This is a genomic window from Bradyrhizobium sp. 192 (genome assembly GCF_023100965.1).
In the GTDB taxonomy this organism is placed as follows: domain Bacteria; phylum Pseudomonadota; class Alphaproteobacteria; order Rhizobiales; family Xanthobacteraceae; genus Bradyrhizobium; species Bradyrhizobium symbiodeficiens.
In genome coordinates, this window is sequence record NZ_CP064690.1 from 1,045,514 (window position 1) to 1,058,860 (window position 13,347).

Annotated in this window: 11 protein-coding genes; 9 read left to right on the forward strand and 2 right to left on the reverse strand. The window is 65.0% G+C overall.

What is annotated here, in order from left to right; all coding sequences use genetic code 11:
* Positions 1 to 22 precede the first annotated feature (22 nt).
* The 3 genes from IVB24_RS04840 to boxB all read left to right on the forward strand — a co-directional run bounded on the left by IVB24_RS04840 (position 23) and on the right by boxB (position 4,255).
* The gene (locus tag IVB24_RS04840; RefSeq protein ID WP_247772214.1) at positions 23 to 841 is read left to right on the forward strand and encodes an alpha/beta hydrolase; all 819 of its coding nucleotides are present in this window, start codon (positions 23 to 25) and stop codon (positions 839 to 841) included.
* 168 nt (positions 842 to 1,009) lie between these two features.
* The gene (gene boxC / locus IVB24_RS04845) at positions 1,010 to 2,698 is read left to right on the forward strand and encodes a 2,3-epoxybenzoyl-CoA dihydrolase (RefSeq protein ID WP_247772215.1); all 1,689 of its coding nucleotides are present in this window, start codon (positions 1,010 to 1,012) and stop codon (positions 2,696 to 2,698) included.
* Between the two features lie 120 nt (positions 2,699 to 2,818).
* Positions 2,819 to 4,255 carry a benzoyl-CoA 2,3-epoxidase subunit BoxB gene (gene boxB, locus IVB24_RS04850; RefSeq protein ID WP_247774282.1) on the forward strand — a complete coding sequence of 479 codons (1,437 nt, stop codon included), beginning with the start codon at positions 2,819 to 2,821 and terminating at the stop codon, positions 4,253 to 4,255.
* Between the two features lie 78 nt (positions 4,256 to 4,333).
* Here the strand turns inward: boxB and IVB24_RS04855 are convergent, their stop codons facing one another.
* The gene (locus IVB24_RS04855) at positions 4,334 to 5,134 is read right to left on the reverse strand and encodes an SDR family oxidoreductase (RefSeq protein ID WP_094976350.1); all 801 of its coding nucleotides are present in this window, start codon (positions 5,132 to 5,134) and stop codon (positions 4,334 to 4,336) included.
* A gap of 183 nt (positions 5,135 to 5,317) precedes the next feature.
* Entirely contained in the window at positions 5,318 to 6,376 is a 1,059-nt protein-coding gene (locus IVB24_RS04860; protein WP_247772216.1) for a polysaccharide deacetylase family protein, read from the reverse strand.
* A 164-nt stretch (positions 6,377 to 6,540) separates the two neighbouring features.
* On the opposite strand from IVB24_RS04860, the gene IVB24_RS04865 reads away from it, so the two are divergent.
* The 6 genes from IVB24_RS04865 to pstC all read left to right on the forward strand — a co-directional run bounded on the left by IVB24_RS04865 (position 6,541) and on the right by pstC (position 13,343).
* Positions 6,541 to 7,935, forward strand: coding sequence for an OmpA family protein (locus IVB24_RS04865; protein WP_166476451.1), 1,395 nt, complete (start codon positions 6,541 to 6,543; stop codon positions 7,933 to 7,935).
* A 2-nt stretch (positions 7,936 to 7,937) separates the two neighbouring features.
* Positions 7,938 to 8,240, forward strand: a complete 303-nt coding sequence (locus IVB24_RS04870; RefSeq protein ID WP_247772217.1) for a hypothetical protein — start codon at positions 7,938 to 7,940, stop codon at positions 8,238 to 8,240.
* 436 nt (positions 8,241 to 8,676) lie between these two features.
* Positions 8,677 to 9,729, forward strand: a complete 1,053-nt coding sequence (locus tag IVB24_RS04875; RefSeq protein WP_094976354.1) for a lysylphosphatidylglycerol synthase domain-containing protein — start codon at positions 8,677 to 8,679, stop codon at positions 9,727 to 9,729.
* Between the two features lie 28 nt (positions 9,730 to 9,757).
* Positions 9,758 to 11,056 carry an ATP-binding protein gene (locus IVB24_RS04880; RefSeq protein ID WP_247772218.1) on the forward strand — a complete coding sequence of 433 codons (1,299 nt, stop codon included), beginning with the start codon at positions 9,758 to 9,760 and terminating at the stop codon, positions 11,054 to 11,056.
* Between the two features lie 145 nt (positions 11,057 to 11,201).
* The gene (pstS, locus tag IVB24_RS04885; protein ID WP_094977032.1) at positions 11,202 to 12,215 is read left to right on the forward strand and encodes a phosphate ABC transporter substrate-binding protein PstS; all 1,014 of its coding nucleotides are present in this window, start codon (positions 11,202 to 11,204) and stop codon (positions 12,213 to 12,215) included.
* A gap of 138 nt (positions 12,216 to 12,353) precedes the next feature.
* A complete protein-coding gene (gene pstC, locus IVB24_RS04890) occupies positions 12,354 to 13,343 on the forward strand; it encodes a phosphate ABC transporter permease subunit PstC (protein WP_162308790.1) in 990 nt (329 codons plus the stop codon).
* Positions 13,344 to 13,347: the final 4 nt, after the last annotated feature.

Consider the following 13,347-nt stretch of genomic DNA (forward strand, 5'->3'; position numbering starts at 1 on the left):
GCGGAGAGACAAGAGCAATAGCATGACCAATCTCACACCTACCGGCTTCCTCACCATCGGCAGCGCCAGCCTCGAATACAAATGGCTTGCGCCCGCATCCGCTGACGCGCCGACCATCGTCATGCTGCACGAAGGTCTCGGCTGCGTCGGCCTCTGGGGCGATTTCCCGGAGAAGCTGCAACAAGCGACCGGCGCCGGCATCTTTGCCTATTCGCGCGCGGGTTACGGACAGTCCAACCCGGTTACGTTGCCGCGGCCGCTCGACTACATGCAGCGCGAGGCGCTGGACGTGCTGCCGAAGCTGCTCGACGCGATCGGCTTCAGGTGCGGCCTGCTGCTCGGCCATTCCGACGGCGCCTCGATCGCGACGATCTACGCCGGCGCGCATCAGGATCATCGCCTGCAGGGCCTCGTGCTCCTCGCCCCGCATTTCATCGTCGAGGACATCTCGGTGACATCCATTGCCGCCATCAAGACGGCATTCGAGACCACCGACCTGAAGGCAAAGCTCGCGCGCTGGCACAAGGACGTCGACAACGCCTTCTACGGCTGGAACGGCGCCTGGCTCGATCCGAAATTCCGCGATTGGGACATCTCGGAATATCTCGCCTATATCCGCGTTCCCATGATGGTCCTGCAGGGGGCAGGCGACCAATATGGGACACTGCGTCAGGCCGCGATCGCGCAGGATGAGTGCTACTGCCCGGTCGATCTGACTGTCATTCCAGGCGTGGGCCATTCCCCGCATCGTGAAGCGTCGGGAGCGACGCTCGAAGCGATCGAGCAATTCGCAAAATCGGCCCTGCGCGACGATCAGGGACTTCAGGGGCGCGCGGCGTGAGCTTGCGGGGCGCTTCAGAAAGGCGCCGCCGGCATTTAGCGCTCAACGCGGGCGGTGTACGGATTCATGAAACAAAGTGCATGTAATGTCCGTTGAGAACTGGACTTGCTCAAAAATATGCACTATTGTGCATCTAACGGTACAACCAAGACAGCATAGGGATGGCCCATGGCCGGGGAAGATCGGCGCCTCGCAGGCGGCGCGACATTCATCGATTTCCAGACCGAACCCTCGCGCTACAAGCACTGGAAGCTCGCGGTCGAGGGTGACGTCGCGACGCTGACCATGGATGTCGACGAGAACGGCGGCCTGTTCGAGGGCTACCTGCTCAAGCTCAATTCCTACGATCTCGGCGTCGACATCGAGCTGGCGGATGCGGTGCAGCGGCTGCGCTTCGAGCATCCTGAAGTGAAGGTCGTGCTGCTGCGCTCGGCCAAGAACCGCGTGTTCTGCGCCGGCGCCAACATCCGCATGCTCGCGGGCTCGACGCACGCGCACAAGGTGAACTTCTGCAAGTTCACCAACGAGACCCGCAACGGCATGGAGGATTCGTCGGAGAATTCCGGCCAGCGTTTCATCACTGTGGTGAACGGCTCCGCGGCCGGCGGCGGCTATGAGCTGGCGCTCGCGACCGACCACATCATCCTCGCCGACGACGGCTCGTCCGCCGTCGCGCTGCCTGAAGTGCCGCTGCTCGCGGTGCTGCCGGGCACCGGCGGTCTCACCCGCGTCGTCGACAAGCGCAAGGTGCGCCGCGACCATGCCGACTTCTTCTGCACCATCGAGGAGGGCGTGAAGGGCAAGCGCGCCGTGCAGTGGCGCCTGGTCGACGAGATCGTGCCGAACAGCAAGCTCGAAGGCAAGATCGCCGAGCGCGCCAAGGAGTTCGCGGCCGCCTCGAAGCGCAAGGGCAGCGGCAAGGGCATTACGCTCTCCCCACTCAAGCGCGTCATCGACGAGACAAGCATCCGCTACGGCTTCGTCACGGTCGACATCGATCGCACGGCCCGCATCGCCACCATCTCGATCAAGGCACCGGAGGTCGCGCCGCCCGCGGACATCGACGGCATGATGGCGCTGGGCGCGTCGTTCTGGCCGCTCCAGGTCGCGCGCGAGCTCGACGACGCCATCCTGCATCTGCGCATCAACGAGCTCGAGATCGCCATGCTGGTGTTCAAGAGCCATGGCGAGCGCGCCCATGTGCTCGCGCACGATGCCTTCCTCGAAGCCAACAAGGCGCATTGGCTCGTCAACGAGATCCGCCACTACTGGAAGCGCGTGCTCAAGCGCATCGACGTCACCTCGCGCACGCTGGTGACGCTGGTCGAGCCCGGCTCCTGCTTCGCCGGCACGCTCGCCGAGCTCGTCTTCGCCGCCGACCGCTCCTACATGCTGATCGGCACGCGCCAGGGCGACAACCGCCCGCCGCCGTCGATCGAGCTCTCCGCGATGAATTTCGGTCCCTATCCGATGAGTCATGGCCTGACGCGGCTGGAGTCGCGCTTCCAGGCCGATCCCGCCGATGTGGAGCGCGCGGAAGCGACGATGGGCACCGCGCTCGACGCCGAGCAGGCCGAGGAGCTCGGCCTCGTCACCTTCGCGCTCGACGACATCGACTGGGACGACGAGGTCCGCGTGTTCCTGGAGGAACGCGCCAGCTTCTCGCCCGACAGCCTTACCGGCATGGAAGCGAGCCTTCGCTTCGTCGGCCCCGAGACGATGGAATCGAAAATCTTCTCGCGCCTGACCGCGTGGCAGAACTGGATCTTCCAGCGCCCCAACGCAGTCGGCGAAGAAGGCGCGCTGCGCCGCTACGGCAGCGGCCAGAAGCCGAAATTCGATATGACGCGGGTTTAGTGAGTAGGGAGTGGCGAATAGCGAATAGGGAATTCCATTCGCTACTCGCCATTCGCCGGCGACGATCAACGACAGCGATCACGTAAGCCAGTCCCCCACGGGAGGTCCCCCATGAACATCATGAACGTCGACTACTCGACCAAGATTCCAAACAACGTCAATCTCGCTGAAGACCGCCAGGTGCTGAAGGCGCTCGAAGGCTGGCATCCCGGCTACATGGATTGGTGGAGCGACATGGGGCCGGAAGGCTTTCAGGAGTCGCTGGTGTATCTGCGCACCGCCTATTCGGTCGATCCGCGCGGCTGGGCCAAGTTCGACTATGTCCGCATGCCCGACTATCGCTGGGGCATCCTGCTTGCGCCGCAGGAAGAGAACCGCGTCGTGCCGTTCGGCGAGCATTATGGCGAGCCGGCCTGGCAGGAAGTCCCGGGCGAGCATCGCGCCATGCTGCGCCGCCTGATCGTGATCCAGGGCGACACCGAGCCGGCTTCGGTCGAGCAGCAGCGCCATCTCGGCAAGACCGCGCCCTCGCTCTACGACATGCGCAATCTGTTCCAGGTCAATGTCGAGGAGGGCCGTCATCTCTGGGCAATGGTCTACCTGCTGCAGAAATATTTCGGTCGCGACGGACGCGAAGAGGCTGACGATTTGCTGCGCCGCCGCTCCGGCGATGCCGACGCGCCGCGCATGCTGGGCGCCTTCAACGAGGCGACGCCGGACTGGCTGTCCTTCTTCATGTTCACTTATTTCACCGACCGCGACGGCAAGATGCAGCTGCACAGCCTCGCGCAATCCGGCTTCGATCCGCTGTCGCGCACCTGCCGCTTCATGCTGACGGAAGAAGCGCACCACATGTTCGTCGGCGAGACCGGCATCACCCGCGTCGTGCAGCGCACTTGCGATGCGATGCGCGAGGCCGGCATCACCGATCCCACCGACATCGCCAAGGTCCGCGCGCTCGGGGTGATTGATCTTCCGACCATCCAGAAGAAGCTGAACCTGCACTACACGCTGTCGCTCGACCTGTTCGGCTCGGAGGTCTCGACCAACGCGGCCAACGCCTTCAACGCCGGCATCAAGGGCCGCTATCACGAGACCCAGATCGAGGACGATCACCAGCTCAAGAACGCCACCTATCCGGTGCTGAAGTTCATCGATGGCGAGATCAAGCTGGTCGACGAGCCGGCGCTGACCGCGCTCAACATGCGCCTGCGCGACGATTACAGCCAGGATTGCGTCAAGGGCCTGCTGCGCTGGAACAAGGTGATCTCGACCGCGGGCTACGACTTCCAGCTCAAGCTGCCGAACGTCGCCTTCCACCGCCACATCGGCGAGTTCAAGAGCATCCACGCGACGCCCGATGGCCTCCTGATCGACGATGCCACCTGGACGAAGCGCAAGGACGATTGGCTGCCCTCGATCGCCGACGGCGACTTCATCACCTCGCTGATGCAGCCCGTCACGGAGAGCGGCAAGTTCGCCTCCTGGATCTCGCCGCCGAAAGTCGGCATCGACAACAAGCCCGGTGATTTCGAGTACGTGAAGATCGAGTCGTAAGGGCGCTGGCGAGTGGTGGTTGGCGAGTAGCGAGTAGGTGAGCCACTCGCCATTCGCTACTCACCATTCGCGCTCCGCCTACCCCGCGATCTCCAGCCCCGCATTGGCGTACACCACGCCGCCATCCACCGCGATGGTGTTGCCGACCACGTAATCGCCCGCGCGCGAGGCGAGGTAGATCGCTAGCCCCGCCATGTCCTCGTCGGTCCCGATCCGCCGCGCCGGAATGCGCTTGGCGACCTCGTCCGAATGGTCGCGCGCGGCCCGGTTCATGTCGGACTTGAACGCGCCCGGCGCGATCGCGGTGACGTTGATGTTGTCCTTGATCAATTTCGTCGCCATCCGCCGCGTCAGATGGATTACGGCGGCCTTGCTGGCGGCGTAGGAATAGGTCTCGCCCGGATTGACGAAGATGCCGTCGACCGAGGCGATGTTGATCACCTTCGCCGGCCGTTCGTGCGAGGCCGCCGCGCGCAGCGGCTTGGCCAGCGCCTTGGTCAGGAAGAACAGCGACTTGACGTTGAGGTCCATCACCTTGTCCCAGCCGCTTTCAGGGAATTCGTCGAACTCGGCGCCCCAGGCCGCACCCGCATTGTTGACGAGGATGTCGAGCTTCGGCTCCAGCTTGATGATCTCGGAAGCGAGCCTGTCGCAGCCCTCGACGGTGGAGATGTCGATCGGCAGCGCGATGCATTCGCCGTCATATTGCGCGGTGAGCTCCTTGGCCGTGGCCTCGCACGGGCCGGCCTTGCGCGCGGTGATGTAGACCTTTGCGGCGCCGGCGCTGAGAAATCCCGCCGCGATCATCTTGCCGATGCCGCGCGAGCCGCCGGTCACCAGCGCGACGCGGCCTTTGAGCGAGAACAGATCGTTGAACATGGTGCCTCCCTTTGGTTTGGCGATGTTTTGGGCGGGCGGGGGAGGGGAGTCAAGGAAGAGGCTGCCAGCTCCGCCCTCATCCTGAGGAGCGCGTCAGCGCGTCTCGAAGGATGCGGGCGGCCATCCTTCGAGACGCGCTCCTTTGGAGCGCTCCTCAGGATGAGGGCGGAGTGTGCGGATGGATCAAGCCGCCGCGATCCGGCGGAAGCCGTTCCACATCGCGGTCGCGGCGCCCGAGGTCAGCACCGGCAGGATCCGCGCGTCCTGGTAGTTGCCGTTGAGCGAGACGCGCGGCAGGGCCGTCATGTGGGCGGCATTGTCGGCGAACAGCATGCCGGGCCGCGTCGTCACCGCGGTCTTGAAGCCCGCCGTTGCAGCGAGGCCGAATTCGCGTACGCCTGCGGCCTCGCGGTCGCCATAGGGATAGGCGAGATGCAGCACCGGACGATCCAGCGCCTGCTCGATCCGCGCGCGGCTCGTGGCGATCTCCTGCGCGGCGATGTCTTCGGCGAGCTTGGCGAGGTTGCAATGGCTGACGCTATGCGCGCCGATCGTGACCAGCGGATCGGCGGCAAAGCTCTTCAACTCGGCCCAGGACAGGCAGAGGCTGTGGCACAGCGCTGCCATGTCGACGTGGTGCGTCGCGCAGAGCGCCTCGATCTCCCGCTTGAGATCGTGCTCGCCGGGCAGCGCGCGCAACCAGTCGTGCAGGCGGTCGAACGCTACCTGCTTGGCCACAGCCGTCGTCGCATCGAGCCGCAGCGCGGAATGGCCGATCGTGACGTCGATCTGCTCGGCCTTGGCGATCACGGCCTCCAGCGCCGCCCACCACAGCCGCCCAGTGCCTTCGGCAAAATCGCTCGCGACATAGACCGCCAGAGGCGCGTCAAATTCGCGCATCACGGGCAGCGCGTAGTCGAGATTGTCGCGATAGCCATCGTCGAGGGTGAAGGCAGCGAAGCGGCGGTCGAACCGGCCCTGCACCAGCCGCTCATGCAGCTCGTCCATGCTGACGATGTCGATGTCTCGCGAGCGCAGATGGCACAGCGTCGCGCGCAGGAATTCGGGGGTGACTTCGAGATGCCGGTTCGGCTGGAACGCGGCCTCACGGGCCGGCCGCACGTGGTGCAGCATGAAAATGGCGCCGACGCCCGACAAAAGTGGGCGCAGCAGGTGGTGCGCCCCGCTGAAATAGAGTGCTCCCAGCCCGGCGCGGATGACGTTGTTACGCAGTTGTTTCATGACCCGCTGGCAGACTCTGGCATTCCGCCCGCAACTTACGGAAGAACCCTTGAAGAAAAAGTTAGTCGGATTGTCGGGCCGGCGCCTTCGGAAGGGCACCATTTCCGGTTTGACAGCCTGCCAAGGGTTTGTTTTGTCTCCGGTTCCAGAGTTCGGGTCGTCGAATGCAGAAGCTTTTTAGGTGGGCCAGCAAATGGTGGCTGGGGCTGATCCCCCTGGCCGTCATGTGGGGATTTGCGGCCTGGAATAATACCTTACCGGTCGAGGCCGACCTGTCGGCCCGCAGCTCGGCTGCTCTGAAGGATACCGTTCTGGACAAGACCCGGATCGCGGTCGATGGCCGCGACGTCAGCCTGGCCGCGGACGCCTTCTCCGAGGAGGGGCGCCGGGACGCCGTGATGGCGGTCGAGACCGTCCCCGGCGTGCGCCTGGTCGACGACCGGACCCGCCTTGTTCCCGAGGCCAAACCCTTCGTCTGGAACGCCGAGCGCGACGTGGTGCGGGTGACGCTGTCGGGCTCCGCGCCCTTGCCGTCGATGAAGGGCCGGCTGACCGAGGTGGCCCGCAAGGAGGTCGGCGGCGCCGAGGTGGCCGATCAGATGGGGCTGGCGCGCGGTGCGCCGCCGCGGTTCGAGGCCGCCGCGACGCTGTTGCTGGACCAGATCGGCAAGCTGAAGGACGGCAAGATCACGATCACGGACACCAAGGTCAATCTCTCGGGCATGGCGCGCGATCTCGGTGGCCGCGAGGCGATCGCGGCGGCGCTGAAGAACCTGCCCGAAGGCTTTTCGATCGCCGCCAACGACGTCAAGGCGCCGCCCTATATCTTCCAGGCCTACAAGGATCCCGTCGCCGCGACCGTGACGCTGACCGGCTACGTGCCCGATAACACCATCCACGCGGCGATCGCCACCAGCGCCGCGCGAAAATTCTTCACCGAGAAGGTCGTCGACAATCTCAAGGCCAGCGTCGGCGCGCCCGGCTCCTTCAACACGGCCGTGATCGCCGCACTCGGCGCGCTGTCGCGGCTGTCGACAGGCACGCTCGTGGTCTCCGACCGCGAGGTGAAGCTGTCGGGCGACGCGCTTTATGAGGCGGCCGCCAACGACATCCGCGCCGGCCTCGGCAAGGACTTCCCGAAGAACTGGCAGTACAAGCCGGAGATCACCGTGAAGCCCGCGGCAGGCCCTGTCGACGGCACCGTGTGCCAGCAATTGTTCACGGACCTTCTGGCCAAGGGCAAGATCCGCTTCGCGGCCAAGCGCGCCGACATCGATCCGGATTCCGCCGCCATCCTCGATCATCTGATCGAGACGGCGCTGCGCTGCCCCACCACCAATGTCGAGGTTGCCGGACATACCGACGCCGACGGCGAGGGCGGCTTCAACCGGGCTCTCTCGGAGAAGCGTGCGCAGGCGGTAATCGACTATCTGGTCAAGGCCGGCCTGCCCGCCAGCCGCTTCACCGCAGTCGGCCACGGCAGCACGCAGCCGGTCGCCGGCAACGACACCGATGACGGCAAGGCGCAGAACCGCCGCATCGAATTTCTGGTGAGGTGACGATGCCCTATCTCGTCTCGTTCCATCTGGGCTGGTTGATCGGCTCGCTGCTGCTGGGCTTTTGCATGGGCTGGATCTCGGTGGTCCAGCGCGGTAACGGCACCTCGAAGGTGACGGCGCGCTGGCTGGCCGCGCTTGCTGCCGGCCTGGTCGCGGCCTCGTTCGCACACGTCGTCCCCGGCCGCTTCGGCTACTGGCTCGATCTCGGCCTGATCATGTTCGCCTGCTACCTCATCGGCTGCACCATCGGTGCCTGGCTTCGCGACCGCGTGGTCTCGCGCAGCCAGCCTGAGGCCGTTCGGTGATTTTGCTGTGCAACGCGGGCACTGAGATCATCGGCAAACCGTGACCAAACGCTCATGTCGCCCCTCTTTCAACAGGCGCGCGCGGCCCATAGATTGACGTCAGCTTAAGCCATGACGGAACATTGTGCGGCCGAAATCATCAAAACTTCATGGCGCCTGCGCAGGATCGCCATGGAGATTCGCGTCAAGCCTGCCGCCGAAGGCGCCAAACCGTGCACCAGGAGCCCGCAACCCTGCCTAAAATATTGAATGCACGTGTTTTTGTTCGAATTGGCGAATTCCACTCCGCCCCAAAACACGCTAGTGGAGGGGCAGGGGGCATGCGCGATGCCGGAGCCGGCGGCAAGGGATCGTCGAGTGCCGTTCGTTGAGTGCCTGTGCGTCGTCTGCCTGTTCGCCGGCCACCCTGGCCGCTGAAGCGTTGTTCGAGGTCTAGATGCTGGAAGCCATACGCAGAGCGGTGTCGTTTCTGCGCCAGAAGCAAATCCTGCATAAGCTTGGCGTTGTGATCAGCGTCGCGGTCATCGGCATCGCTTGCTATGTGCTCTACCACATGCTGCGAGGCATCGATTTCAACGAAGTCCTCGAAGCGATCAAGAGCACCGAGCCGAGCCAGATTGCGCTGGCGGCGCTGTTCGTCACCGCGGGCTATTTCACCCTGACCTTCTACGACCTGTTCGCCGTGCGCGCGATCGGCCATGCCCATGTGCCCTATCGCATCAACGCGCTCGCGGCCTTCACCAGCTATTCGATCGGCCACAATGTCGGTGCATCCGTCTTCACCGGCGGCGCGGTGCGCTATCGCATCTATTCGGCCTACGGCCTGAACGCGATCGACGTCGCCAAGATCTGCTTCCTCGCCGGCCTGACCTTCTGGCTCGGCAATGCCGCCGTGCTCGGCCTCGGCATCGCCTATCATCCCGAGGCCGCCGCCTCGATCGACCAATTGCCGCCTTGGCTCAACCGGACGCTGGCCCTGATGATCATCGTCGGGCTGGTCGGCTACGTGGTCTGGGTCTGGACCCAGCCGCGCGTGGTCGGCCGCGGGCCCTGGACCGTGCAGCTGCCGGGCGGCCCGCTGACGCTGCTGCAGATCGCGATCGGCATCATTGATCTCGGTTTCTGCGCGCTCGCGATGTACGTGCTGGTTCCGGACGAGCCCAATCTCGGCTTCGTGGTGGTCGCGGTAATCTTCGTCTCGGCCACCCTGCTCGGCTTCGCCAGCCACTCGCCCGGCGGGCTCGGGGTGTTCGACGCCGCCATGCTGGTCGGCCTCTGGCAGATGGACCGCGAGGAGCTGCTCGGCGGCATGCTGCTGTTCCGCGTCCTCTATTATCTCTCGCCCTTCGTCATCTCTGTAATCTTGCTGACGTTTCGCGAAGTTATCATCGGCGCACGATCGAAGCGCCTGCAGCAGGCGGCGCTCAAGCTCGACCCCGGCCCGGCGCCTAAAGCCGCTTACGTGAGAGAGCGAAGCGACAAGTCTTAGGACCGGTCCTCCAGGAGAAGTCCGCCCGATGGCGATCGACGCCCCATCTTCTCCCTCCGCGCAGCCCTGGTCCGACCGGCTGCGGCATTCGACCGTGATCCTGATCGCCGCGGCGCTGGCGCTGTCCGTCGTGGTCTCGCTCGGCGAAATGTCGGCGCTTCATGCCGCGATCGTGTTCCTCTGCATCGCCGCTGCGGCCTTGATCCCGTGGCAGCTGCACGATCCCGCCGCGTCCCGCGACGAGGTCAGGCGCATCAACCCGGTCGAGAGCGCGGCGGTGGCGGCGGTCGTCGCCGGCATGCCGGATCCGGCAGTGCTGCTCGACCGCGCCGGCCGCGTCATCCACCTCAACGCCGCCGCCGCCCAGCTCGCGCCGGCGCTGCGCCGGAACGAGCTCGCCCAGTTCGCGCTGCGCTCACCGGAGATCATCACGGCGTTGCGCGAAGCGATCGCGACCACCGAGGCGCGGCGCGCGACCTATCTCGACCACGTCCCGGTCGATCGCTGGATGGAGCTCATGATCACGCCGGTGCCGGTGCCGACCAGCTTCGGCGGTGCCGACAAATGCATGCTGATGACCTTCCACGACCAGACGCCGCTGCGCCGGGTCGAGGAGATGCGCGCCGACTTCGTCGCCAATGCCAGCCACGAGCTGCGCACGCCGCTGGCTGCCCTGTCGGGCTTCATCGACACGCTGCAGGGCCAGGCCAAGGACGATCCCAAGGCGCGCGAGCGCTTCCTCGGCATCATGCACAACCAGGCCACCCGAATGGCGCGCCTGATCGACGACCTCTTGTCGCTGTCGCGGGTCGAGTTGTCGGCCCATGTCCGGCCCGACACGCTCGTCGACCTGTTGCCGATCATCCGCCAGGTCGCCGACGGGCTCGAGCCGCTGGCGAGCGAGCGCCAGGTCGAGGTCGAGATCCAGCTGCCGGAGGGGCCGGTGATGATCGCGGGCGACCGCGAGGAGCTGCTCCGCCTGTTCGAGAATCTGATCGAGAACGCGCTCAAATACGGCGCCTCCGGCGGTCGCGTCATCGTGTCGCTAACATCTGGCGCGGCCACTGATGGAACTCAGGAAATCCGGATCATGGTGCGCGATTTCGGCCCCGGCATCGCGCCCGAGCACCTGCCGCGGCTGACCGAGCGGTTCTACCGGGTGGACGTCGGCGACAGCCGCTCGCAGGGCGGCACCGGGCTCGGATTATCGCTGGTGAAACATATTCTTAACCGCCATCGCGGCCGGCTTTTGATCGAGAGCGTGCCCAAGCAGGGCGCCACCTTCACCGCCTGTTTTCCCCAGGCGAGGGGTCCGGCGGCGAGCTGAAAAACAAGCGATTACAATCGCTTAAGTGTGTCATCCGACTGTCACGAAACCTTCGTAAAAGCACAGCCGACCGCTCCTAAAGGGGGCGGCATGGGGAGCGCGATCGGGCGCGGATGGCGCTTCGCTCCCCTGTATGGAGACCAGCATGAATTTCCTCAAAACGATCGTCGCTGCCGGCATGGTCGCCGCTTCGACGACAGCGGCCTTTGCTGCCGACATCACCGGTGCCGGTGCGACCTTCCCGTTCCCGATCTATTCGAAGTGGGCTGACGCCTACAAGAAGGAGACCGGCAACGGCCTGAACTACCAGTCGATCGGTTCCGGCGGCGGCATCAAGCAGATCCAGGCCAAGACCGTGACCTTCGGCGCGACCGACATGCCGCTCAAGGCCGAGCAGCTCGAGAAGGACGGCCTCGTCCAGTGGCCGATGGTGATGGGCGCCATCGTTGCCGTGGTCAACCTCGAGGGCGTGAAGCCCGGCGAGATGGTGTTCGACGGCGAGACGCTGGCCAACGTCTATCTCGGCAAGATCACCAAGTGGGACGATCCGGCCATCAAGAAGCTCAATCCGAACGTGAAGCTGCCGTCGGAGGCGATCACCGTGGTCCGCCGCTCGGACGGGTCGGGCACCACCTTCAACTTCACCAACTACCTCTCCAAGGCCAGCGCGGACTGGAAGAGCAAGGTCGGTGAGGGCACCGCGGTCGAGTGGCCGGTCGGCGTCGGCGCCAAGGGCAACGAAGGCGTGTCGGGCAACATCGGCCAGACCAAGAACTCGATCGGCTACGTCGAGTACGCCTATGCCAAGCAGAACAAGCTGACCTACACCGGTCTCGTCAACAAGGCCGGCAAGACCGTGCAGCCGACCGTCGAAGCGTTCCAGGCGGCCGCCTCCAACGCCGACTGGGCCAAGGCTCCTGGCTACTACGTCATCCTGACCGACCAGCCCGGCGAGAAGTCCTGGCCGATCACGGCGGCGACCTTCATCCTCATGCACAAGGACGCCACCGACAAGGCGGCCTCGCAGGAAGCCATCAAGTTCTTCCGCTGGGCCTTCACGAAGGGCGACAAGGCGGCCGAGGAGCTCGACTACATCCCGATGCCGGACACCGTCGTCAAGCAGATCGAGAAGACCTGGGCTGCCGATATCAAGAGCTAAGGGCTCCTGTCCCGGGCATCACTCCGGGAGTTCGAAAAACCTCCGCTCCGGATCGGCCTTGCGCCGCGTCCGGAGCGCAAGACCACAACAACCGGCAACAAGCGTATATAACGGGTACAGGGGATCGGCGTGGCAGAAATGGCCGTTCAGAGCGATATCATCGACGACGCCGGACCGTATGATCGCGCCAAGGCCTTGGGCGCGTTCAAGCTCGGCGACGTCACCTTCTACTGGATCACGCGGCTGTCCGCGATCTCGGTGCTGCTGATCCTTGGCGGCATCATCATCTCGCTGATCGTCGGCGCGTTCCCGGCGATGAAGGAATTCGGCTTCTCCTTCCTGTGGACGCAGCGCTGGGCGCCGTCGGCCGATCCGCCGGTGCTCGGCGCGCTCGGGCCGATGTACGGCACGCTCGTCACCTCCTTCATCGCGATGCTGATCGCCATTCCCGTCGGTCTCGGCATTGCGATCTTCCTCACCGAGCTCTGCCCGCAATGGCTGCGCCGCCCGATCGGCATGGCGATCGAGCTGCTGGCCGGCATTCCCTCGATCATCTACGGCATGTGGGGCTTCTTCGTGCTCGGCCCGTTTCTGGCCAACAGCTTCCAGCCCTTCATGATCAAAATATTCGACGGCGTCCCGGTGCTCGGCGCGATCTTCGCGGGTCCGCCGTCCTATCTCAGCACGTTCAACGCCGCGCTGATTCTCGCCATCATGGTGCTGCCCTTCATCACCTCGATCTCGGTCGACGTGTTCAAGACGGTGCCGCCGGTGCTGAAGGAGGCCGCCTACGGCGTCGGCTGCACCACCTGGGAGGTCGTCCGCAGCGTGGTGATCCCCTACACCCGCGTCGGCATCATCGGCGGCGTCATGCTGGCGCTGGGCCGCGCGCTCGGCGAGACCATGGCGGTGACCTTCATCATCGGCAACTCGTTCCGCATCTCCTCGTCGATCTTCGCGCCGGGCACCACGATCTCGGCGGCGATCGCATCCGAGTTCGCCGAGAGCGACGGCCTGCACCAGTCCGGCCTGATCCTGCTCGGCCTGTTGCTGTTCGTGCTGACGTTCTTCGTGCTGGCCGCCGCGCGGCTGATGCTGATGCGGCTGGACAAGAAGGCGGGGAAGTAAGGTC

Excerpts from the sequence above, each read along its gene's own strand:
- IVB24_RS04860 (WP_247772216.1), bottom strand. The coding sequence starts at position 6,376 with ATGAAACAACTGCGTAACAACGTCATCCGCGCCGGGCTGGGAGCACTC.
- IVB24_RS04865 (WP_166476451.1), top strand. The coding sequence starts at position 6,541 with ATGCAGAAGCTTTTTAGGTGGGCCAGCAAATGGTGGCTGGGGCTGATC.
- IVB24_RS04875 (WP_094976354.1), top strand. The coding sequence starts at position 8,677 with ATGCTGGAAGCCATACGCAGAGCGGTGTCGTTTCTGCGCCAGAAGCAA.
- pstS (WP_094977032.1), top strand. The coding sequence starts at position 11,202 with ATGAATTTCCTCAAAACGATCGTCGCTGCCGGCATGGTCGCCGCTTCG.
- IVB24_RS04840 (WP_247772214.1), top strand. The coding sequence starts at position 23 with ATGACCAATCTCACACCTACCGGCTTCCTCACCATCGGCAGCGCCAGC.
- boxC (WP_247772215.1), top strand. The coding sequence starts at position 1,010 with ATGGCCGGGGAAGATCGGCGCCTCGCAGGCGGCGCGACATTCATCGAT.
- IVB24_RS04855 (WP_094976350.1), bottom strand. The coding sequence starts at position 5,134 with ATGTTCAACGATCTGTTCTCGCTCAAAGGCCGCGTCGCGCTGGTGACC.
- pstC (WP_162308790.1), top strand. The coding sequence starts at position 12,354 with ATGGCCGTTCAGAGCGATATCATCGACGACGCCGGACCGTATGATCGC.
- boxB (WP_247774282.1), top strand. The coding sequence starts at position 2,819 with ATGAACGTCGACTACTCGACCAAGATTCCAAACAACGTCAATCTCGCT.
- IVB24_RS04870 (WP_247772217.1), top strand. The coding sequence starts at position 7,938 with ATGCCCTATCTCGTCTCGTTCCATCTGGGCTGGTTGATCGGCTCGCTG.
- IVB24_RS04880 (WP_247772218.1), top strand. The coding sequence starts at position 9,758 with ATGGCGATCGACGCCCCATCTTCTCCCTCCGCGCAGCCCTGGTCCGAC.